The organism is Bacillus sp. 2205SS5-2 (assembly GCF_037024155.1).
In the GTDB taxonomy this organism is placed as follows: Bacteria; Bacillota; Bacilli; order Bacillales; family Bacillaceae_K; genus Bacillus_CI.
The window spans coordinates 1-21,584 of the sequence record NZ_JAYKTS010000006.1; the positions used below are offsets into that span (position 1 = coordinate 1).

At 34.8% G+C, this 21,584-nt stretch carries 21 protein-coding genes and 1 pseudogene; 6 read left to right on the forward strand and 16 right to left on the reverse strand.

What is annotated here, in order from left to right; translation table 11 throughout:
- Positions 1 to 150: 150 nt before the first annotated feature.
- The 3 genes from U8D43_RS05770 to U8D43_RS05780 are packed head-to-tail and all read right to left on the reverse strand — an operon-like array spanning position 151 to position 3,523.
- A complete protein-coding gene (locus U8D43_RS05770; RefSeq protein WP_335870169.1) occupies positions 151 to 1,419 on the reverse strand; it encodes a hypothetical protein in 1,269 nt (422 codons plus the stop codon).
- Positions 1,404 to 2,579, reverse strand: a complete 1,176-nt coding sequence (locus U8D43_RS05775) for a DUF58 domain-containing protein (RefSeq protein WP_335870171.1) — start codon at positions 2,577 to 2,579, stop codon at positions 1,404 to 1,406. Before U8D43_RS05775 ends, U8D43_RS05770 begins: the two co-directional genes overlap by 16 nt.
- Before the next feature lie 5 nt (positions 2,580 to 2,584).
- Positions 2,585 to 3,523, reverse strand: a complete 939-nt coding sequence (locus U8D43_RS05780; RefSeq protein WP_335870173.1) for an AAA family ATPase — start codon at positions 3,521 to 3,523, stop codon at positions 2,585 to 2,587.
- Between the two features lie 737 nt (positions 3,524 to 4,260).
- Here U8D43_RS05780 and U8D43_RS05785 point away from each other — a divergent pair.
- The 3 genes and pseudogenes from U8D43_RS05785 (at position 4,261) to U8D43_RS05795 (ending at position 7,139) form a co-directional block, all read left to right on the forward strand.
- Positions 4,261 to 4,512: a hypothetical protein gene (locus tag U8D43_RS05785; RefSeq protein ID WP_217029780.1), complete on the forward strand. Its 252-nt coding sequence runs from the start codon at positions 4,261 to 4,263 to the stop codon at positions 4,510 to 4,512.
- A pseudogene (locus tag U8D43_RS05790) lies at positions 4,505 to 6,451 on the forward strand (transposase). Before U8D43_RS05785 ends, U8D43_RS05790 begins: the two are co-directional and overlap by 8 nt.
- Positions 6,452 to 6,566: 115 nt before the next feature.
- Positions 6,567 to 7,139 (forward strand): GNAT family N-acetyltransferase, encoded by a 573-nt coding sequence (locus U8D43_RS05795; RefSeq protein ID WP_335870177.1) that lies wholly within the window; start codon positions 6,567 to 6,569, stop codon positions 7,137 to 7,139.
- 248 nt (positions 7,140 to 7,387) lie between these two features.
- On the opposite strand, the gene U8D43_RS05800 is transcribed toward U8D43_RS05795, so the two are convergent.
- The 3 genes from U8D43_RS05800 to U8D43_RS05810 all read right to left on the reverse strand — a co-directional run bounded on the left by U8D43_RS05800 (position 7,388) and on the right by U8D43_RS05810 (position 8,259).
- Positions 7,388 to 7,609 carry a Spo0E family sporulation regulatory protein-aspartic acid phosphatase gene (locus U8D43_RS05800; RefSeq protein ID WP_335870179.1) on the reverse strand — a complete coding sequence of 74 codons (222 nt, stop codon included), beginning with the start codon at positions 7,607 to 7,609 and terminating at the stop codon, positions 7,388 to 7,390.
- A 260-nt stretch (positions 7,610 to 7,869) separates the two neighbouring features.
- Positions 7,870 to 8,064, reverse strand: a complete 195-nt coding sequence (ykzS, locus tag U8D43_RS05805) for a protein YkzS (protein ID WP_335870181.1) — start codon at positions 8,062 to 8,064, stop codon at positions 7,870 to 7,872.
- Positions 8,065 to 8,121: 57 nt separating this feature from the next.
- Positions 8,122 to 8,259: a hypothetical protein gene (locus tag U8D43_RS05810; RefSeq protein ID WP_335870183.1), complete on the reverse strand. Its 138-nt coding sequence runs from the start codon at positions 8,257 to 8,259 to the stop codon at positions 8,122 to 8,124.
- 274 nt (positions 8,260 to 8,533) lie between these two features.
- On the opposite strand from U8D43_RS05810, the gene U8D43_RS05815 reads away from it, so the two are divergent.
- Complete coding sequence (locus U8D43_RS05815; RefSeq protein ID WP_335870185.1) at positions 8,534 to 8,722, forward strand: YkvS family protein; 189 nt, start codon at positions 8,534 to 8,536, stop codon at positions 8,720 to 8,722.
- A gap of 165 nt (positions 8,723 to 8,887) precedes the next feature.
- Here U8D43_RS05815 and U8D43_RS05820 read toward each other — a convergent pair whose 3' ends face one another.
- On the reverse strand, positions 8,888 to 8,998 hold the full coding sequence (locus tag U8D43_RS05820; RefSeq protein ID WP_335870187.1) for a DUF6254 family protein: 111 nt from the start codon (positions 8,996 to 8,998) through the stop codon (positions 8,888 to 8,890).
- Positions 8,999 to 9,162: 164 nt separating this feature from the next.
- On the opposite strand from U8D43_RS05820, the gene U8D43_RS05825 reads away from it, so the two are divergent.
- Positions 9,163 to 9,771 (forward strand): CPBP family intramembrane glutamic endopeptidase, encoded by a 609-nt coding sequence (locus U8D43_RS05825; protein ID WP_335870189.1) that lies wholly within the window; start codon positions 9,163 to 9,165, stop codon positions 9,769 to 9,771.
- A gap of 81 nt (positions 9,772 to 9,852) precedes the next feature.
- Here the strand turns inward: U8D43_RS05825 and U8D43_RS05830 are convergent, their stop codons facing one another.
- From U8D43_RS05830 to U8D43_RS05855, 6 genes are all read right to left on the reverse strand, one after another.
- Positions 9,853 to 10,887 carry a YkvI family membrane protein gene (locus U8D43_RS05830; RefSeq protein ID WP_335870191.1) on the reverse strand — a complete coding sequence of 345 codons (1,035 nt, stop codon included), beginning with the start codon at positions 10,885 to 10,887 and terminating at the stop codon, positions 9,853 to 9,855.
- Positions 10,888 to 11,210: 323 nt separating this feature from the next.
- Positions 11,211 to 12,905, reverse strand: coding sequence for a M3 family oligoendopeptidase (locus tag U8D43_RS05835; RefSeq protein WP_335870193.1), 1,695 nt, complete (start codon positions 12,903 to 12,905; stop codon positions 11,211 to 11,213).
- Positions 12,906 to 13,147: 242 nt separating this feature from the next.
- The gene (locus tag U8D43_RS05840) at positions 13,148 to 13,597 is read right to left on the reverse strand and encodes a MarR family winged helix-turn-helix transcriptional regulator (protein ID WP_442893564.1); all 450 of its coding nucleotides are present in this window, start codon (positions 13,595 to 13,597) and stop codon (positions 13,148 to 13,150) included.
- 460 nt (positions 13,598 to 14,057) lie between these two features.
- Positions 14,058 to 14,297, reverse strand: a complete 240-nt coding sequence (locus tag U8D43_RS05845; RefSeq protein ID WP_335870195.1) for a Spo0E family sporulation regulatory protein-aspartic acid phosphatase — start codon at positions 14,295 to 14,297, stop codon at positions 14,058 to 14,060.
- Between the two features lie 611 nt (positions 14,298 to 14,908).
- Entirely contained in the window at positions 14,909 to 15,370 is a 462-nt protein-coding gene (locus U8D43_RS05850) for a methylated-DNA--[protein]-cysteine S-methyltransferase (RefSeq protein ID WP_335870197.1), read from the reverse strand.
- Between the two features lie 2 nt (positions 15,371 to 15,372).
- Complete coding sequence (locus U8D43_RS05855; protein ID WP_335870199.1) at positions 15,373 to 17,517, reverse strand: PAS domain S-box protein; 2,145 nt, start codon at positions 17,515 to 17,517, stop codon at positions 15,373 to 15,375.
- 230 nt (positions 17,518 to 17,747) lie between these two features.
- On the opposite strand from U8D43_RS05855, the gene U8D43_RS05860 reads away from it, so the two are divergent.
- Complete coding sequence (locus U8D43_RS05860; RefSeq protein WP_335870201.1) at positions 17,748 to 19,493, forward strand: B12-binding domain-containing radical SAM protein; 1,746 nt, start codon at positions 17,748 to 17,750, stop codon at positions 19,491 to 19,493.
- A 118-nt stretch (positions 19,494 to 19,611) separates the two neighbouring features.
- Here U8D43_RS05860 and ykzE read toward each other — a convergent pair whose 3' ends face one another.
- The 3 genes from ykzE to U8D43_RS05875 all read right to left on the reverse strand — a co-directional run bounded on the left by ykzE (position 19,612) and on the right by U8D43_RS05875 (position 21,556).
- On the reverse strand, positions 19,612 to 19,749 hold the full coding sequence (gene ykzE / locus U8D43_RS05865) for a protein YkzE (protein WP_335870203.1): 138 nt from the start codon (positions 19,747 to 19,749) through the stop codon (positions 19,612 to 19,614).
- On the reverse strand, positions 19,746 to 19,907 hold the full coding sequence (gene ykzP / locus U8D43_RS05870) for a protein YkzP (RefSeq protein WP_335870205.1): 162 nt from the start codon (positions 19,905 to 19,907) through the stop codon (positions 19,746 to 19,748). Before ykzP ends, ykzE begins: the two co-directional genes overlap by 4 nt.
- 293 nt (positions 19,908 to 20,200) lie before the next feature.
- Positions 20,201 to 21,556, reverse strand: a complete 1,356-nt coding sequence (locus U8D43_RS05875) for a TrkH family potassium uptake protein (RefSeq protein WP_335870207.1) — start codon at positions 21,554 to 21,556, stop codon at positions 20,201 to 20,203.
- Positions 21,557 to 21,584 lie beyond the last annotated feature (28 nt).

Genomic DNA, 21,584 nt, shown 5'->3' on the forward strand with positions numbered 1-21,584 from the left:
GGTTTCGATATACCATGGTTCTGTAATATGAAAGAGACTATCAATATCTTGGATTTCTACCTTCATTCCGAATCACCTACTAGTTCTACTATTTTAGTAACCAGTATGGACAGGGGTAAATCATTTTAAACAGCGAAGAAGCTAAATTTTTTATTTTCCTTTTAATTGAGCCAATACCTCTTTGGTTATTTGTCTAAACATTGCTACCTGTTTTAAGTTTAAGGGACGATGTCCATACCTAACCTCTTCATAAATCCCAATCCATTCTTCTTGATGTATATCGTAGCGAGACATCCATTCACGGATTGACTCATTTGGTCTTCGTTCTTTTTTTAGTTTATGTGCCGTTTTTTCTAACTTTTCCATTTCTTTGCGAATATCGTGATGCGCTTTTGAATAAATAACATTCTCCGCTGAAGATTGTTTATGATTATCCTTTCTTCCGTTTCCTTCTCGAATATTAACCATCCCAATAGCAGCATGTTGATTATCTGAGGTATATTTTTTTTTCATCATTCTAATGAAACTACCAATTATCATTAGAGCAAACAATAAGTAGAAAAGCTCATCCAGCCAACCGACGTTAAGATTAGAGACTATGCTTCCTTCAGTAGATTGAGCTAATTCTTCGCCTGATTCCTTAGTTGTTGTTCTAGATGGAAGCTTCAAATCACTCTGGTTTTCTTCGTTAATTAATGATTGTAAAAACGACATTATTGGTTCAATTATCGGGGAAATACCAATAAAAATCCCTTTTAAGATTAGCGAAAATAATGACCTTAACGAAGAGAGAAAAAGAAATCCAGCAAACAAAATCCATAATAGACCTAAAATAAATAAAAAGGCTGGAAAATGCTCTTTCATTCGCTTTGTACTTCGGCTACCCTTCACATTCCCTTCTTTTCGACGACTCAAATATCGAATCCAATACGTCCCAAAAAAATATCCACTAAATTCCATCACGATTATCAATAGCACAGTCGTTCCATTGTGGAACCAAATTCCGTTAAGGCATAAAAATAAGATACTAACGAACAGCAAAAATAGAATTAATCCCTCATCAACTTCAAAATCTTCGGTACGATTTTCCAAATGTTTCATAAAACGCAAATAAAAAAATAAGAACGACAGCATGATGATCCAAAGTGGGTATTGCCATAAATAAAAAACACTCAAAACCGGCAGTATAGACAAGAAGAAATACACATGAAAGTTTAGAATATTTTGAACTAAAATATATCCCAAGCCAAATAGTATAGACATCAGCAGGAAAGACAAACTGAAAAATGGGCTTTTTTCCTGTTGAAAGATGGTCATAAATATAGCAAAAAAACCACTTTCCAAAGAAAGCGTTAACACTGCTCCGAATGTCATTCGATCTAGAGTTCCAATTTTCGGATTCGTCATTGAATAATCCATTGCTTTAATTCTCCTTGTTTTTTTGAAAACTCAAGTGTGAATATTTTCATACCATTTCGATTCATCACTCGTAGGCTTGTATCAATTTCTTGTGATCGTTTCCCCACGTGAATACCCAATGGTGGATGATCACCACCTCTAAAGAGTTGCTGTTGCATGAGCTCACAGGGAATGGTCGCATCGTTATTAGATAAGGTTGCGAGGACATCTAGTGCTTTTCTTCTTTGCGCCTCTCCATTTCCGACTGGCAGGTAAAAATACGGCCGATTCAAAATAGAGCGGATGTTAATTGCCATTGAATAGGAGTGGTTTTCTTTATAGGCCTTTTCAATTAAGTATGTCATTCCTTCAATGAAAGCATCTAGTTCTGCAGTAATGGAGTACCTATCCAGCACATTTAACATGAACAGCCACGAATGATCAGTCGTTGTCTCAAAGACTTTCGTATGTAGGACTTGTGACCGCGCCGTTGCTTTCCAATGAATATGTTGAAAACTATCTCCAGATTGATACTCTCTTGTACCAATGGGAAGAAAGGGATCCAAAAAAAGGGTCTGAGGTGTCGGAACGTCTCCTAAGAACTGAGAAAACGACTGAAGCTCACCTTTTACATGATGAATATTTGGATAGATGAGCTTTTCCTCTAAAAAGGGGTCACTTAAATGTAACAAGACCAATCCTGATCCTACTAAATTCGGAATACTTAATTGAATTTGTTTAATTTTTACGAGACCTCTTTTTTGAGCGTAAACAGGAAGCGAGACAGTACATCGTTTTTTTGCAGGTAAGGTTAGCGGGATCTTCACCTCATATTCAGATTGACGATGAAGATATCCGCCTACTTCTGGTTTTAGTGAATCATCAAATATAATTGTTAAGTTCGATTGCCAAACCGGTAGTCCTTTATTTTCAAAGGTAAATGTTAATTCACTCTGACCCCCTACTATCAGCCTTTCACGAACCTTGCTATTTTCTATGGAAATTTTTTGACCGACCGACCGAATATAAAAATTTTGACCAATTACAATAATTGCGCAAAAGAGAAATGCAAGGGCCATCGCAAATTGTTGGATTATTATTGAAAGGAGAAGGAGAATTCCAATAAGATGTTGGGTCAATTTAACATAAGGCATTTCTACGGTTTCTTTTTTCCATTGCATCAGTGTTATCCCCCCTGTTCGACGGGTACTTGAATTTCTTTCATTATATCACTCATTACTTTATCAATTGATTTCGTTAAGGAGGCTTCAAGGGTTAATTGGATGCGATGGTTTAATACATAGGGAGCTAGGTAGGTGACATCATCTGGAATCACATAGCTTCGATTTTCTAGTAAAGCTTTTCCCTGAGCCGCTCGAAGAAGAGCAAGACCTCCCCTAGGACTCACACCTAGTTCTATATAGTGGTGTTCTCTTGTTTTCCTGACCAATTCGAGAATAAATAATTCAATGTCTTCTGATACTTGAACGTTTTTCACCCCAGTAGTTAAAGAGGCCAATTGAGACTTGGCTAACACAGAGTGAATATTTTCCAGTTCAGTTTGACCTTTGAACCTTTGTAAAATGTTTTGTTCTTCTTTCAATGTTGGGTATTGAAACGGTATTTTCATCAAGAAACGATCGAGTTGGGCTGCAGGTAGCGGGAAGGTACCTTGCTGAGACTCAACAGGATTTTGTGTCGCAATGACCATAAAAGGCGTATCAAGTAATAAGGTTTCCCCTTCAATCGTTACTTGCCTCTCCTCCATCACTTCTAGTAGGCTCGATTGTGTACGTGGTGTTGCTCGGTTTATTTCGTCAGCTAGTACGATATTGGTTACAATCGGTCCAGGTCTTAATTCAAATTGCTGGTTTTTGGGATTAAAGAAGTGAATTCCAGTTACATCACTTGGAAGAACATCTGGCGTAAATTGAATTCGTTTAAAATCAGCACTTATCGTTTCTGCAAAGGTTTTTGCCATTAAGGTTTTCCCCGTTCCAGGTACACTCTCGAATAACACATGTCCCTCCTGAAGAAGTGCAATTAATAATAAGTCTATTTCTAAACCCCTTCCGATGATGACCTTGTTCATCTCGGTTTTAATACTTTGAAGTAAAAGTTGCATTACAGTTCTCCTTTTTTACTTTTTCAGTAAAATATAACAAATATTCCGATTTTTGTCGATTTTTTTAATTTTTGGCTCTTTCCATATACATTGTGGCTATTTCATCTGATTTTTGATTTAATCGCCCATTTTACTGACGATTTTCATCAAAAATAGACGAAATGAGACACGAAACAATGCTATATCATAAATGATAAACCAATACGAAAAGCAACAATCTTTGCGAGAACAGCCTAATGTTAATAGAAATTGATTGAGGTATTGTTCACTCTACAGTAAACTTTGTATCATAATAAAAGGCTCTTTTCGTATACATTGTGGCTATTTCATCTGATTTTTGACTAAATCCTCCATTTCATTGTTGATTCCTATCAAAAATAGACGAAATGAGGCCCGAAACAAAGCTATATTACAAATGATTAACTGATACGAAAAGCAACAAACTTTGCGAAAACAGCACAAAAAAAGAGATGCAACACATTTTAAATAGTTCAGTTTTTGTGGAGAAACAGTAGAAAAATCATATCAATTCTAAGACCAAATCGCATAATGATTTGGTCTTTTACTTTCCTTGTTATATCAATGTTTTTGTGAATTTAGGGTATAAAATCGCAGTCAAAAACGCATACTAAATAACAGAGTGACAATAACTGTTGTCAATATGAAAATTAGGATGTTAAAATGGGTGTTAATTACTGTGCTATTTTGACTACTTTTTAAAAGGAGTGTAAAATATCGTGCAATTCATAAAGCCTAAGAATAATAATGCAGATAAAGTGGATTGGCTAATATCTGAACAAGTCCGAGAAATAGTAAAGAATTATGCGGAATACTGCGAATACAGCGAGAGCGAAGTAGTTGATATGTTCTTAAAAAACCTTCTCAAAGATGAAGAGTTTCTTAAATGGATTGATGGCATTCGGAACAATAAAAGAATGATAAGAAAAATGGGGTTAGAGGATGTAATGGAGGGACAAAAACTTGGCTAAATTACAACGATTAGCTACAAAAGAAGATGGCATCGTTGTTGTTCATAATCCTGTATGCGAAGAGGATTTAAAAGATAGAAAGGAACAATACAAAGAATTATCCGATAAACAATTTGCGTTTCGCTATAATAATATGCTGTTTCTCCCTATTGAATTTACTTGGAATGGAAATACACACACTATCCAATACAACTTCTGCACGAACCCTTTCTGTAAATGGTGCGGAAAAGAACAAATGAAATTTGAAACAGTCAAGGGTAAGCCATCAAGATACAAGTTGAGTGGTAAAAGCAGTAAGAAAATGCTTGTGTGTAATCCAGACCCTATCTACCCAAATGTAGGGATGACGTTAAATTGTTATTCGACAGCTATTTCGAATTGGTCTGTTGCAGAAGAGATTTCGAGACTTGTGCGTATCAACCAGACCAAAGATGTTGAGCCAGAATATAACTTTCATAAGGATAGCTGCGTTATTGGACACCTAACGCCTTTTGATAAGCCAAGTGAATTTTATAAACAAGGAAAGACATTGAATAACGCTCAAAGATGGCAATGCAAATTCTGTAAGAAAAAGACAAGTATTCTTCCGAACAAGCGTCAATCCACCACCTATCGTCAAAAAAAGAATGATATTCTTCCGATGTTTGCAAAACTACTTTTAAACAAAATGCCTATCAGTCGCACTTGTGATATTTTAGAAATCGGTGTTGGTACTTACTATCATAAATTAGAATGGTTATATCGCTGTTGTTTGGAATTCTTAGAGAAGTATGAAACGGTTCCTTTAACTAATAAGACATTCAAAGAAATGTGGTTAAATACCGATAAAATGCACTACAACCTTAATAATGTTCGTAAAAAAGGTCAAGGCGGTCAAAAGTTTTCTGGTTTAGAAGACAGTCAAGTGCAGACTTATGTGGTTGTTTCAGCGGATACGATTTCACGATATGTTTTTCGGTCAGATGTTGCGTATGATTGGGAAATGACAGTAGAGGATTTGAAACTCGATACAGTTGTTTATAAAGAAGACCATTTGAACGATTTCAGCAAAAAGAATAATCGTTTGGACTTTTCCTATTACCCTCAAGAACCCACAGAGAATGATACTCAAACACCATACGAATATCGTACAGAATTAAACGAATTCAACAAAAGGATGCAATAGGTTGATGGGCTTCACGTTAATCCCACTTACACGACAATGGCACACTTTTGGCTGATTAAACAAATGGTACGAGCTGGTGAATGGAGAATGATTAGCGATAATGATGCTTCTATATTGACCGCCTTTTTTAGAGTGTTTTCGAAAGAAGTAAGAATGTCTGATGCACACCACTTCCTTTGCTTGATTGATAAGAACAAAAGCAGAAAACAATGTTTAGAAGAGTTTGATGATGCAAAATCCGATTTATTGGATTGGGGAATTCACAGAGGATACGAAACGAAAAACTTGCGTAAATTAGCCTATTCATATTTAAAAGAGCTATTTGAAACGCATCAGTTGCATAATGAAATCAAAACACCATCACACTCTTATAACGATTGGGGTAAAAATCCAATCACACACCCATTAGCATCGAAAGATTAAGGTTTTCATAGAGTGGACTGCACAACTGATTTATCTTCTATGGAACCTAATGAAGTAGCCAAATTGATTATTAATGTGAATGACAATGCTACTAATAGCTTTATCCAACAAATCCGTAGAAGGCTTTCTATTCTCGAAAGACCATTGATGACAGCCAGAGGAGATGGAAAGAGTTATATCTATGCCAACTTCAATCCAAAGTATGGTCAATACGCATTGACCATACTAAGAACATTCTACAACTTTTGCGAAACATACAAATCAGCAGATGGAAAAGAACTTACTCCTGCACAGCGATTAGGAATTACCGATAAAGTGTTTGATTTGAAAGATATAATATATCTACGATAGATAGTTCGCTTGAAAGACAAGCGAACTTTTTTTGAAGGAAAATGGAAAAATTATGTTAAAATAAGTTCAATAGTTTGAATAGTTTTGAAATAATTACTTACAATGGGGTGGAATAATGATTTATAGTGAAACGGAAAAAATAATAGAAACGAATAGGTTGCTTCTTCGTTTATTTAATGAAACGGATGCACCAGAGGTTGCTAAACTATGTAATAATTACAATCTTTATAAAAACACTTTATATCTGCCGTATCCGTATTCAATAGAAGACGCTCTCTCTTGGATAAAAAATCATCTTGATAATTTTAATGATGATAAGTATTTTGAATTTGCTATTACAGATAAGACTACGGGAAAGTTATACGGAGCAATAGCATTGTCAAATCATCAAAAGTTTAATAATGGAGAGCTTGCTTATTGGATTGGAGAAGAATATTGGGGAAATGGCTACGCTACGGAGGCAGCTAAAGCTATACTTGAATTTGGATTTATTGAAAAGGGATACAATAAAGTGTTTGCACGCTACTTTCATTCAAATCCAGCTTCAGGCAGAGTTATAGAGAAAATAGGAATGAAGAAAGAAGGTATTCTAAGAGAACACGTTAAAAAGAACGAAGAATATATAGACCTTGTTTATTTTGGAATACTCAAACACGAAGCGAATTTCTTAAATAACAAGGGGATTTAGAAAAGGACAATATATTAAACCTATTAAAAACGCTTGGATGCAACTCCAAGCGTTTTTATGTGTTATTTTTAGTGCTATTTTTGCTGTGTTTTCAAATGTGAAATAAATTGTGAATTATGGTTTTCTCCACATTATCTGAACTACTTAAACACATTTGCACCTCTTTTTTGTATTTATTTCTAGACACATATTCACTTTTCAGGTGTCTTTATAATCTTTATATCATTCTGATTCAGTAGTTTAAGCTATTATCGAGAAAGTATTGAAGATGACGTTATTTTTGTGAATTTAGACGACCATTTCTTAGACAATAGGTAGCGGCGTTGATGAATATTAAGAAGAACATCAAGTTCTTTACTGAGTCTCACCGTCTCATGGTTAGTTAGACCTTTTGCTAATCCAACCTGAATCATTTGTCTTCTTTTCTCTTCAATCAACCTGAATATATTTACATATGTATACTTCTCCATCAACTGTCATCACCTTCTACCTCTTCTAATATTTTACTATTATAATATAATTGGGAAGATGAGTAAATAGATAAGAGAAAATAAATCATTTAAACAGCTAGCCTCTACTTCAAAAAAACTTCCAACACTAACCTGTACAACTACTCTGTGAAAAATATAGATTTAGTCTACCTTCAGCAGGAATATTTATCGATTTTCAACATTTCATTCATACTATTCTGATTTTATTAATACAATCCTAATACGACATCAGGGAATAATTAACTTCTCTCTTCATTTAAGTAAGTGTAGATGACGTTTCCACCTTGCAAAGCATTCCCTCTAAAATATTTAAAATCTTCTTGTTCAACAAGAGTCTGACGAAATGTTAAGAAATTTTCTTTTTGAATTAAAATTTCAGAAACTTCTCGTTGTCTTAGACTGTTAAGTAAAGATAAGCACTCTTCTGGTTGCATAATATCACTCCCCTATGTACTTTATTCTAGCCTCTTTTCGTATACATTGTGACTATTTCATCTGATTTTTGATTTAATCCACCATTTAACTGTTGATTTCCAGCAAAAACGGACGAATCTAGCTGCAGTGGCTTTGAGGCTCGGGTCAAATGGCAGCCCACTTCGTGAAGCTGGCTTCACTGCGTGTTCTGCCATTTGCCTGCCGCCTCAGATCAAGCCACTTCCGCTTTTGGTGATCCAGGAATCACAGATGATTAACTGGATACGATGAGCCACAAGCTTTGCGAAAATAACCTTATTCTAATAAGAATACCTGGCTATGTTTAGTGTTTCAATCACAATTTAGTACAGTATTATTATTTTTTTGAATAATCATTTAAATCATTCAAAAAGTCTTTACCTTTTCACATGAATAAGGCAAACTGTATATAATATCTAAATTGTAACTTTTGGTAAAGGAGAGAGTAATATGCAAAAAGCGAATGTTGGAGACTTAATTGAATTTAGAGATGGACTTCAGGGAATAGTCGAAAAACTTAATGAAAACTCCGTAATCGTCGATTTAACATATATGCCCCATTATCGTGACCTTGAATTAGAGGAAAAAACGGTAATCAACCACAAAAATTACAAAGTAATTGAAAGTAGTGTAAGATAAGTTCCTATTTTATCCATTCCCTTATTCTTGGAATAAGGGAATTTTAGATGTTTTTTTAAATCACTTTTCATCACTAAATAGGGACTAATGCGAAAACAGCCTTTTTTAATGAATTATCGTCAAAATAGTTGTTGGTAGTACCTAAAAAAACGAGATTAGAGTCCACTAAATTTTTTTATTTTTTAATTCCTTGAAGGACTCTACCTTTCCGTGTGGATGTTGGTCTGATTTTCTAACCTTCCATTGCCTTTCTCTTTCATGTTTAGCTTTTGACATACTCACCCCTCCTTTCATCACTTAGAATTAACCAATCACCGTAATTCATTCCGCTCTACTAAAAAAAGATTGTATTGCAATTTTCAAAATAAGGCCTCAGAGATACCAATTCTCAGCCTCTTTTGGTACAATAGTGGCTAATGTCGAGAAAGGGGCTCCTATATATGAAATATATTACCAATGTACTTCCTCTCCTAATAAGCCTAGTATTCGCCCATATTCTTTTATATTTTACGTATATTGATAAAGATGTGTTTTGGTATATGTATACAGCGGCAATATTATTTTTGATTACATTTGCTCTGTTTCAACAATTACCAAAAAATGAAAGTTCAAGACGAGAAGTCTACCTTTATGGGATATTGTCAGGTGTGTTCCTTTACGTAACGTTTAAGGTTGGCTATGTTGTTCTAGCTATATTCTTACCATCTATTCAAAAGGACGTTAATAAACTTTATGATTTGTATTCACCTGAGTTTATCTGGCACTATTTAGTGTTATTTTTAATCTTCATACCTGGAGAAGAAATTTTTTGGCGTGGTTTTTTTCAACAAAAACTTGCCAATAAAATGAACGCTTCCGTTGCAATTCTCCTTTCGAGCTTAGCCTATGCATCGATTTTCTATTACAGCCCTCAGCCCATTTGGATGCTAGCTGCTCTAGTTGCAGGATTGTTCTGGGGCATCTTGTATCAATGGAAACAGAGTCTAAAACTTGTAATCATATCCCACCTTGTATTTGATTTGTTATTCATCATTTTATTGCCATTGTGAACGCAGAAAGAGACTGAATTTGTTTCAGTCTCTTTTCTTATGCCTATTTTTTGATTTTCGTTTCTCCGACTCCAAAATCAATTATTTTTTATCCTTTTTCATCCACAAAAGAATGATAAAGATAAGACTGATGTTTCCAAACAAAGGATACAGATACGAAAGCAACTCACTATAGTCAAATGTACTAATAAAATAAAGCATGGCAAAAAGAAAGAGGAGGACAATCGAGCGATTAACGGTGAGGTGGGTCATTGCTTGTTTTTCCAACCCATAAATCCCACCGATTACTGACGTAAATATTTCGCCATAAATAATAAACACATATAGCCAATAAAAACCTCCTCCTACTAGTTGCATCACAGCTGCCATGGGTATTTCGTAAAGTTCTAATTGGGGTAACATAATTAGCGTGCTATGGATAGAAAGAAGAATTGCTGTTAACATGACCCCACCAATGATACCACCTAACTTAATGGTCTGACGGTCCTTAATTTGACTTGCAACGGGTACAAGAACCGCTTGAGCCATAGCTAAGTTAAATGCAGCATACGAAAAGGGAGCAACGACCGATTTCCATCCGTCTTCTGAGTGAGGTATCCACATAAATTCACTAATAAACCCCTCGGTCGATACTGCTGAGATCATAATTAATAAATTAAATAAGATCATCATGGGAACAACAAAGGAATTTACTAAATAAAGCCCTTTCGTTCCAATTAAAATGACAAGATAACCTAAAAAAACCGTCAAGCCTACTCCCAATTCTTTTGGAAGGTGTAATTGTTCTTCAAATACAGCTCCAGCCCCTGAAAGCATGACAGCTGTTACTCCTAACAACATGAGCAATATTATCCCATTCATTATTTTCCCAAATAGAGGACCGAATAAATACAGTTGAAAATCCTCAAATGATTTTGCATTAATTTGCTGAGATTTCATCATCATTTTAGTTCCCATTATGATAAACAAGTAACCACTCAATAAAATGCCAATAAATCCGATAAAACCAAACCGTGTAAAGAACTCAACGATTTCTTTTCCAGTCGCAAATCCCGCTCCCACAACTGTCCCAACATATACAGCTGCTAATTGAAAAGCCTGTTTCCATTTATTCACTGAACTACCACTTCTCCTTTCCTACTTTTAACTTATGTCCAAGCCCTCCCTCTCAGAAGTTTTTTTTCATTTCAAATTCATTTGATACTATCTATTACCTTTACCGGATAACCTGAAGCCAAAGTTCAACTATTAATTTAGTGGGATATTTGACAAGTTATTCTTTTGAATTAACTTTGATAAATAAGGAGGTTGATTTCCGCTCAAATTGAATTAGTAAGAAAATCAACTATCAGATGAACTAGCCACAAGATATGCTAAAAGAGCCATATATAAACAAAAGACCGCAGTTGATCTGCGGTCTTTTGTTTATTCACTTTTGATTATAATTTTTGATCGTCAACTGAAGAAAGCCAACTTTCTACTGGTTGAATCACTTTTTTCATGCTACCTTCCTCAAATGGCGACAGAAAATCTATCTTATTAATTAGCTCTGTAAATGACAAACTCCCACCTAACTTACAAAGTTCCAAGTACTTTTCCCAAACTTGTTCTTGATGATTTTGCGCAAGCTCCCAAAATTGAAAAGCACAAACTTGAGCTAAAGTATAATCAATATAATAAAAAGGTGAGTTAAAGATATGACCTTGCCGATGCCAAAAACCGCCGTTTTCTAAATATTCTTGTCCATCATAATCTCTATGTGGCAAATATTTTCGCTCAATTTTTCTCCAGGCCATCTTTCTTTCTTGTGCAGTTGAATCTGGATAGCTATAGACAAAATGTTGAAATTCATCAACAGCTACCCCGTATGGTAAAAACTGCAATGCTTCACTCAAATGAGAAAATTTGTATTTTTCTACTTCCTCTTCAAAAAACAGCTTCATCCATGGCCAGGTGATAAATTCCATACTCATCGAGTGAATTTCACAAGCTTCATACGTTGGCCAATTATATTCCGGGATTTCAAAATGTCGACTAGAATACACTTGGAACGCATGACCAGCCTCGTGAGTAAGTACGTCAATATCCCCGGAAGTTCCATTAAAATTAGAAAAAATATACGGTGCCTTATAATTTTCAATATACGTACAGTAGCCGCCGCCAGCTTTACCTTTTTTTGCAACCAAGTCCATTAAATCATTCTGGATCATAAAGTTAAAAAACTCGCTAGTTTCTATTGAAAGTTCATCGTACATTTTCCGTCCATTACCGATAATCCATTCGGGAGCACCTTTTGGATTGGCATTACCTGTTTTATATTTATATCCTTCATCATAGAACTTGAGGATATCGATTTCAATTCGTTTTGCTTGTCTATTTTTCAAAGAAGAAACTATAGGAACAATATTATGTAGAACTTCCTCTCTGAATTTCCCAACCATTTCTGAAGAAAAATCGGTTCTTGACATTCGATAATAACCTAATTCCACAAAGCTATCATAACCCAATTTCGTGGCAATTTCATGCCTTACCTTAACTAGCTTGTCAAATAATTCATCTAATTTTTGCTCATTTTCTGCATAGAAACCTGCGCTCGCAGAAAAGGCATTTTTTCGTACCTCTCGATCTGCAGATTGAGAAAATGGTTGAAGTTGAGCTAATGTTAGCTCTTCACCATTAAAAGAAATTTTGGCAGACGCAATTAATTTTGTGTACTCGGAAGAAAGCTTGTTCTCTTTTTGAAGCAAAGGAATAATATCAATTGAAAACGTTTTCAATTTCATTTCTGCAAGCCTAAATAACTGAGAACCCCATCTTTCCTCTAGTTCTGATCGAAACCGTGAAGAGACTAATTCCTGATAAAATCTAGTGATAAGATCTTCCATTATTGGTTGGATTTCATCCATATAATCTTGTTCTTTTTGATAGAAATCATCCTCTGTATTAATAGAGTGACGAATAAAGCATAGATTTAACATTGTATCAAATTCATTACGAATCGAATTAATTTGCATCATGGCTTCATTATGAGCTGTCCATGAGGTCGCTTGCTTAAACGCTTTCAAATGGGTCATAAAATTCCTTTTCACATGATCCATATCAGGTCTTATATATGAATATTGATTAAAAGACATTAATATGCACACTCCTTTTTCTGAGTCTACTTACTCTAAGTAGGCAGTAACCATCCTTTTTGAGAATGGCTCATTCGTATTTTTTGTAGTGATTTAATCTAATTCTAGATGGAATAGTCCATTCTGGTGGGGATTTCGTTCTAAAATGGACGAGAAGATGACCGGAAACCTACACTTTTAACGGATTAAATCATGTTGTGAAAGCAGCCCTAAGAAAAAAACACACTTGTAAGAAGAGTGTTTTAATAGGAGAGGTCTTTAATCGACAACCCTAATTTTTTGATTAGAGCAATCGCGCTCTCCTTTTCATCTGGGGTTAACACGGAAAGTGTTTCATGAATTTTTTGTTCATGCTCTGGAAAGATTTCTTCTATGTAACGCTTTCCCTCGTCTGTAATGGAAGCATAGGTAACTCGACGATCATTTGGACAAGCGACCCGTTGAATTAATCCCTTTTGTTCTAATTTATCGACTACGTATGTAATGCTACCTGATGCTAAGAGGATCTTGCCACCAATCTGCTGAAGTGGTTGTTTACCTTTATGGTAGAGCAACTCCAAAACAGCAAACTCTGTCGGATTAAGCCCATGATCTTGAATGAACTCATTTACCTTTTCATTTATCGCTTTATTTGCTCTTGATAAGACGATAAATAATTTTAAAGATTTCTCGATATCTTGTTTATCTGCCACATTATCAATTCCTTTTAATTTCTACTATCTCAATTTAAAACATTATAAATAAGCATTCTACTTCTGTCAACTTAAACCCTTACTATTCAATTAAGTCAAAGGCATTATACAATCAGATTCATTGATTCACGGACCCTCACGACCTGAGTCCCCCTTATGCAGACAAGTCGTGACTTCTGGTTCCTGCATAAGGGAGGGGGACAATTTTAGCAACAGAATGGCTATTGTATAGCCCGAGAGAATGTCCATACCTTACTGATGGGCTGACATTTACCCCATACTTGCACTCGATCTAACTGAATCAATGAAGACTCAGTATAAACAAAATAATTTATATTTTCAAATAGTTTTTCTTTTAGAATAAGTAAAGAATTACGCTATGTATGTCAAAATAAATCGATTCTGAGAATAAAATAATTGCACAAAATACATTAAAATTGGTAAATGAATATAAAGAAAATTAAGAAAAAGAAATAACCGTCTCCGACGAGCGATGGTCAATAATGTAACATTCTTTTTTTTGAAAATCAGAAGGTATGGACTGAAGATGGTAGAGTTCATTTAATAATGTATCAAGTTCTTGGCTACAAGAAATAGTTGACAGATTACTTAGTCCTTTTGTTTTACCCAAATACACCATTTCTCTTCTTTTTTTATAGATTTTATGCTGCAATCTTCTTTGTTCAGAAAAATATGGCACTTTCTTCCCCTTCCTTCCAAAAATATTCAGACAAAAGTATTTGAATAAATTATGCCTCTATATTTTATTAATGTAAATAGAATCGCAAAACTAGACAATAACAGACAGTAATCTACATATCTCTTATTTATAAAGAAGTCTATTCCTTTTCTGATATGGCTCTTTTCGTATACATTGTTGCTCTTGACACAAAGAAAAAACAGGCAGTAGGTTTTTTCGATTGATTTCTTTTTTTTATCTAGAAATGAAGAATTTTTCATTAGGAAAAGAGCACGAAATCATACAAGTCAAGGAATTCCTTTTTATTCGAAAAGCCACAATCTTTGCGAAAACAGCCTTTGATAAAGCTTCCATTCATACCAAATGATCTACGACTTCTCATTTTACTTTAGAGAGGTCCTATGGATTCCGCTTCCTATAAACGTTTTTCTCATCCATGTAAAAATGGTCTTATCATCCCCTACGGATAATAGCTAAGTAGAGCAAGCTTCATCTCTCCTTTTCGACACTCCTCTTTCCATTTCTCCTTATGTACACTATCTAAAACAAACTATTATTATCAAAGTAGATATTTTTCAATGGTAGAACAAAAAAAAGAAGACATGAGATTTTCAGTCTTCTACTAAACAGCTTTCGTGATTTAATAAGTATTCTTTTTTATCGATTTGATTTCCGGCGTACCCAACTAGTTTGGAATTCTTTCCGATGACTCGATGACAAGGAATAATAATAGGATAGGGATTCTTTCGATTGGCTTGTCCTACTGCACGGACCGCATTAGGTTTGTTCATTTTAATAGCAATATCCTGATAGCTACATGTTTCTCCGTAGGGTATCGTCATTAACGCATTCCAAACTTCCTTTTGAAATGTCGTACCAACTAAGTTCATCGGTACATCAAACGAAATACGATCATTTGAGAAATACTCTTCTAGTTGTCTTTTTGTTTTCATCAAAATGTTTGTTTCAATTTGATTTACTTCACTCGGGCCAAACGTGATGGAGGTTAAATAATTTTCGTCAGCTTTTAATGTTAAAAAACCTACAGGACTATTCATAGTAATTTGATACATATTCAACCTTCTTTCTTAGGCAAGTAGATATGAAAAGTACTCCCCTTAGTTAGTTCGCTTTCCACCTTTACAAAACCCTTATGCTCTTTAATTATTTTAAAACTAACCATAAGTCCAAGTCCAGTTCCTCTTTCTTTGGTTGTATAAAAAGGCTCTCCTAACTTGCTGATTTTTTCCTTTGGGATACCTTCCCCTTCATCCCGAATACTAATATGAATCCATTCATTCTCTTGTGAGAGTCTGATATAAATCATTCCACCTATTGGCATGATCTCAATCGCATTTTTAATCATATTAATAAATACTTGCTTCAGTTGATGTGGCTCTACATAAATAAGTGGCAATTCACTATCTGCCTCTACTTCAATAATAATATTGTGCATGAGAGCCTGAGCATTCAATAATTCAACCGTTTCTTTCATAATTTTTGAAACACTTGTTTGTTGATAGCTTACTGCTTGGGGTTTAGCTAAAACGAGAAATTCCGTAATAATGGTTTCTATTCTTTGTAATTCTGATTTAATCACATTGAAATACATACTATGTTTTTCTTCAATACTATTTTCTAGAAGCTGAATAAACCCTTTTAATGCTGTCATAGGATTTCGAATTTCATGAGCTATGCCTGCAGCTAGCTCACCGACTACACTCAATGTATCAGATTTTCTTAATTGATCCTGCATTTCTACTCTTTCTGTAATATCCCTTATAATGGTTAAATTGAGATTAGATAATACCTTGTATTTAGAAGACACTTCAATATACCGAGGAGACCCTTCTGTATGATTCATCGTTACTACAAACTGAGTTTGACCTTCTTCTTTTAGTTCTTTAATATGTCGCTCCACTTCCTCATTACTCGAAAATTTTTCGAGTAGAAGAGCATCTTTTCCTATCAACCTTTCTTTGGGTATCTGGAAAATATCACATGCTACAGGATTAATATCTACAATTTTAAAATCATGATCACTAATCATCAATCCATCCAACGTTCCTTCAAAAATCTTCCTGAATCGCTCTTCACTGCGACGTAATTCTTGTTCAATATGATACCGTTCACTAACATTTCGAACAATCATCATATGGTACCCATCGACAGAATGGAGTTTGACAGTAAACTCTAGCTGTTTTAACTGGCAGTTGGGCATAAGAAACAATAGTTCATCTCTAACAGACCCTTTTTTCCGGAGTTTTCCTAAAATAGCTTGATATTGATTAATTGATGTAGGATATACAAAATCCTCGATTTTATTGAATAATATCTCTTCCTGATTACTTTCAAATATTCGAAGGGCTGCCGAATTTGCTTTGATGATTTTTCCATCTCCCCCCCAGATCACCATCCCATCTAAAGCTTCATCAAACAACTCTCTATATAGTTCCTCGTTATGTTTTAGGTCAATTCCATTCTGTTTTTCAACTGTGACTTGCTTTATTTTTAGTAGATGCCTATTTTCAGAAATGAACGGTGTGATTGAGTATTCAACAATTCCACTCCAATTGTCATGATGTATAGGCATTTCTCCACGACATTCTTCATTCTTAATGACTTTACGATACACACGGTTCAATTTATCGTGAGCCGTAGCTGGAATAAAAGTTAGTATTTTTTGACCTATTAATTTATCTTGTGAAAAATCAAATAATTCCTGAGCAGCAATATTAGCTAGTTCTATTTTCCCTTCTGAGGTGAGTAAAAGAATTGCTTCGCTTGAACGGTGAAAAATGGACCACATTGTCTCATTAAAAACAGTAGAAGTCGAAAAGTATTTATCTTTCGTTTCATGAATTTTAATGATTGTTTTATCATATTCATTCGAGAAAAGAAGAGAGATTTCAACTTGTCGTACTCTGCCTTCTTTCGTAAAAATCACTGTTCTTTCTTTTTGAAAGTCATCTCTCATTCGTGCGATTGCTTTCGGTAAAATAATTATCGGGAAAATAGACGTAGTCCCATCAAACTGCTCTAAGACTTGAAGGTCGATCATTTCTTCTTCACTCACCTCAAATAATTCATATGCGCTTGAATTCCCTGAAATAAATTGGTTACCCTTATCGAGAAATAAGATGCTTTCATTCGCATATTCCATCATATCCCAAAGCATATTTCTTTCTACTTTTCCTGCTCTTGTTGCTTCATGAAACATCTCTCTATTTCCCTCCTTAATCTTGCCAAATATCTTGAGGTTAGTATATCGGAGTTTTTCCTACTTAGTAAAAGTATTCGGACAATGATCGATAATTCCTTCTCTAAATATGTATATTTTTCTAAAATGATGGTGATTATTGAGGTTTTATGTTGGTTCCGCTACAATAGATAAGCGTCTATTATGAAATGCAACCATAAATGAATTCTTGTTAAGGAGTTACTCATATAATGAAAGTAGTTTTAAGTACATTAAACGCAAAATATATCCATACCAACTTAGCCATTCGCTATTTGAAGGCACATGCAGAACCTGATTTTCCTATCGATTTAGCAGAATACACCATTAAAGATCCAATTATGAACATTGTGACTGACCTTTATTCAATGCAGCCTGATGTGATTGGGTTTAGTTGTTATATATGGAATATTGAAGAGACCATATCGGTTATATCAATGATAAAAAAGGTCCTACCAAACACTACGATTATTATAGGAGGACCAGAGGTGACTTATGATGTTCCCTACTGGCTGGAGCGCTTAGTCGATGTGGACTATATTGTTCTAGGAGAAGGAGAACAATCCTTTAAACAACTACTAAAAGAATTGTCTGGTGATAAAAAATTCGAAAATGTTCATGGAATTGGGTACATGGATCAAAAGGGCAAAATGAAGATCCAACCTCAGCAAAATAAACTAAACTTGAAGGAACTTGCTTCACCTTTTAGATTCCAAGAAGACAAAAAGGATCTAGGAAAGCGCATTGCTTATATCGAGACAAGTAGAGGGTGCCCTTTTAGCTGTCAATTCTGTTTATCCTCAATTGAAGTTGGCGTAAGATACTTTGATCGGGAAAATGTCAAGGAAGACATTCGTTATTTGATGGCCAATGGAGCGAAGATCATTAAATTCGTAGACCGTACATTTAATATTAGCCGTAGTTATGCCATGGAAATGTTTCAATTTATCATTGATGAACATACACCAGGTACTGTTTTTCAATTTGAAATCACTGCTGATATTATGCGCCCCGAGGTGATTGAGTTTTTAAATCAAAATGCACCTAAAGGACTATTTCGATTTGAAATCGGTGTTCAATCTACCAATGATATGACCAATGAGCTGGTCATGCGCAAACAAAACTTCCAAAAACTTTCACGCACAGTATCCATGGTGAAAGATGGAGGTAAAATTGATCAACATCTTGATTTAATCGCAGGACTACCTAAAGAAAATTATGAATCTTTCCGCCAAACATTTAATGATGTTTTTGCTTTACGACCAGAAGAACTTCAACTCGGATTTTTGAAACTTCTTCGAGGAACTGGCCTTCGAATTCGAGCGAAAGAAAATCATTATATCTACATGGATCATGCACCGTATGAAATGTTAGAAAATGATGTTTTATCCTTTTCAGAAATCATCACAATTAAACAAGTAGAAGATGTGCTTGAAAAATATTGGAATGATCATAGAATGGATCATACGATTGAATATTTAGTTCAGAATGTATTTGATTCACCGTTTGATTTTTTCCAAGCATTTGGTACGTATTGGGAAGAAAAAGGATGGTCTAAAATTGGCCATCAATTAGAGGATTTATTTAAGCGTTTAGAGGAATTTATTCATACACTTTCCATTCAAAATTTGGACGTTATCCGAGGGTTGATGAAATTTGATTATCTTCTTCACCAACGCTATAAACCAAGAAAGCCATGGTGGAACGACGGACTATCGAAAGAAGAACGCTCTGCTATCTATCAGCAAATCCTTCAAAATTCTATTGTGTTTGGGGATGAGTTCACTCAACTTCATCTTCATGAAAAGGATTTATACAAACACACTGTGTTGGAAACCATTTCATTTGATCTTCAGGAATACTTAAATTCTGGTAAAATCGTTTACCATTTTACAAATATCTTAACCTATTTCCACCCTTCTACAGGTAAATCAAATATCTTTTTTGCTTCTCACTAAGAGAATCTTCAAGCGCCACCAGCCTATGACCGCAAGTCGATTGCGCTTGAAGCTAAGCACTAACCTTTTCGAAAAATTATATACTCGTACTTTGCCTAAAAGAAACGCCGATTTATTATCAGCGTTTCTTTTTCGTATCCTCCTGCTTAGAAGCGTTTTCTTTGCTTGTGATTTCGTAGTGTTTTATCGCATTAATGTCTCCCGTCTCAACACCATATTCCTCTCTTAGATGTAATTTATTATTAGTTTTTTTCATCCTCTACCTTGCCTCCCTTTTTTCGAGTTTCGATTGGCGGCTTTAGCGACATCTTCACCTTGAGCAAATTCTGATGAGAACTCTGTTTCCATTAAATTTTCCTTAGGTGTTTTGTTATTTTTTACTGCGGCATCCTTCGCTGCTTTTCTCTTTACCATTTTACTATCTCCTTTAAATTGGGCTACCTTATCTATCATTTCTCGAATGTTTAATAAGGCGTCACTGCTAGTTTTTCTTGTTTTTTTCATTCTATTCTTTCAAGAAGGCTGTTTTCGCAAAGTTTGTGGCTTTTCGAATCAGTTAATCCTCGATGAAATAGCCAAAATGTATACGAAAAGTCCTTTCTTAATTATTTGAATGAAATATTCACCAAAATCGATAGATCAATCACACCTTTGCATACGAAAAACGCCTTAAAAAAGAAGAAAGCTATTCGCTCTCTTCTTGACTGTTATCCAATAATTAAACGTTCTTTTGGATAATGATATTTCGTCGGTTTCTCTCTTCCTCCAAAAATGAATAAGAAGGATAAGATTCCAACGCGCCCGATGAACATAAGAATCATCAATGTGATTTTGCCGATATTTGATAAATCCGCGGTAATTCCCATTGAAAGTCCTGTTGTCCCAAATGCGGATGCTATTTCAAATATTATTTCTATTAACGAATGATCTTCTGTTATCGATAGCAAAATGATTGAAAAAAAACAAAGGACGATGGCCAAAGTTGTAACCACTAGAGACTTTAGAACATCTTCTTCATGAATTTCTCTTTTAAATACCTTAATATGGCGATTTCCTTTTGAAAAATTGAAAAGGAACAAAATATTTATTGCCAATGTCGTAGTCCGAATTCCGCCTCCAACCGAACTTGGAGAAGCGCCAATAAACATTAATCCACTAATAACAAGCAACGTTGGTGTCGTAAAAAGACTAACGTCCATGGTAGCTAATCCTCCGCTTTTGGTCGTCGTGGATTGGAACAACGCATAAAAGAAGGCCTCATGCCACACCTTGTCTTTAAAGAAATTTGAAATTTCAAGAAGATAAATCAAAATACCTCCTACGAGTAATAAAATAAAAAATGTCGCAGTCGTTAGTTTCGTAAAAAGCGAAAAGTGAATGGTATGTTCTTTATTACGATTAAATAAATAGTCCTTTGTTTCAATTAAGACTGGGAAACCTATTGCACCTAGAATCATGAGTAAAATAATCACAAATTGTACAAAATAGTCTCTCGCAAAAGGAATCATAGATTGTCCTGTAATATCAAATCCTGCATTCGTTGTAGCGGCAACAGATGCAAAAAGTCCATTTAAAAATGCTTCGTGCCATGTAGGATAAAAGCTTTGAAAATACACTCCAAGAATTAGCGCTCCAATAAATTCAATTCCGACTATTAATAATAGGATTTGTCTTAATAATTTGACTAATCCGGATAAAGACATTTGATTTTGATCCGTCATAATTAATCGTCTTTCTTTCAAACCGATTTTTTTCCCGAAAATGATCCAGAAAAATGTCCCTAATGTCATGACTCCAATTCCGCCAACCTGTAGAACTAACATTAGGATTACAATGCCAATTGTGTTAAATGTCTCAGAAGTATTTACTACCGTTAAACCTGTTACACTAATCGCACTCACTCCTGTAAAGAGAGCGTCGATAAATGTCCATGAAACCCCCTCTTTATGAGCAAACGGAAGGCTTAACAGTAGCGTCGAAACGGTAATAGCAATAAAATAATACGTTCCAATTAATTGTGCAGGTGTTAATTTATTGAACAACATTTTTGCTTTTAACCACATATGTAATATCCCTCTCCATTACGTTTTG

Bases quoted from the DNA above. Each gene is read 5' to 3' on its own strand.
- U8D43_RS05770 (WP_335870169.1), bottom strand. From the start codon at position 1,419: ATGGATTATTCAATGACGAATCCGAAAATTGGAACTCTAGATCGAATG.
- U8D43_RS05775 (WP_335870171.1), bottom strand. From the start codon at position 2,579: ATGCAATGGAAAAAAGAAACCGTAGAAATGCCTTATGTTAAATTGACC.
- U8D43_RS05780 (WP_335870173.1), bottom strand. From the start codon at position 3,523: ATGCAACTTTTACTTCAAAGTATTAAAACCGAGATGAACAAGGTCATC.
- U8D43_RS05795 (WP_335870177.1), top strand. From the start codon at position 6,567: ATGATTTATAGTGAAACGGAAAAAATAATAGAAACGAATAGGTTGCTT.
- U8D43_RS05800 (WP_335870179.1), bottom strand. From the start codon at position 7,609: ATGGAGAAGTATACATATGTAAATATATTCAGGTTGATTGAAGAGAAA.
- ykzS (WP_335870181.1), bottom strand. From the start codon at position 8,064: ATGCAACCAGAAGAGTGCTTATCTTTACTTAACAGTCTAAGACAACGA.
- U8D43_RS05810 (WP_335870183.1), bottom strand. From the start codon at position 8,259: ATGGCAGAACACGCAGTGAAGCCAGCTTCACGAAGTGGGCTGCCATTT.
- U8D43_RS05815 (WP_335870185.1), top strand. From the start codon at position 8,534: ATGCAAAAAGCGAATGTTGGAGACTTAATTGAATTTAGAGATGGACTT.
- U8D43_RS05820 (WP_335870187.1), bottom strand. From the start codon at position 8,998: ATGTCAAAAGCTAAACATGAAAGAGAAAGGCAATGGAAGGTTAGAAAA.
- U8D43_RS05825 (WP_335870189.1), top strand. From the start codon at position 9,163: ATGAAATATATTACCAATGTACTTCCTCTCCTAATAAGCCTAGTATTC.
- U8D43_RS05835 (WP_335870193.1), bottom strand. From the start codon at position 12,905: ATGTCTTTTAATCAATATTCATATATAAGACCTGATATGGATCATGTG.
- U8D43_RS05850 (WP_335870197.1), bottom strand. From the start codon at position 15,370: ATGTATCAAATTACTATGAATAGTCCTGTAGGTTTTTTAACATTAAAA.
- U8D43_RS05855 (WP_335870199.1), bottom strand. From the start codon at position 17,517: ATGTTTCATGAAGCAACAAGAGCAGGAAAAGTAGAAAGAAATATGCTT.
- U8D43_RS05860 (WP_335870201.1), top strand. From the start codon at position 17,748: ATGAAAGTAGTTTTAAGTACATTAAACGCAAAATATATCCATACCAAC.
- ykzE (WP_335870203.1), bottom strand. From the start codon at position 19,749: ATGAAAAAAACTAATAATAAATTACATCTAAGAGAGGAATATGGTGTT.
- ykzP (WP_335870205.1), bottom strand. From the start codon at position 19,907: ATGGTAAAGAGAAAAGCAGCGAAGGATGCCGCAGTAAAAAATAACAAA.
- U8D43_RS05875 (WP_335870207.1), bottom strand. From the start codon at position 21,556: ATGTGGTTAAAAGCAAAAATGTTGTTCAATAAATTAACACCTGCACAA.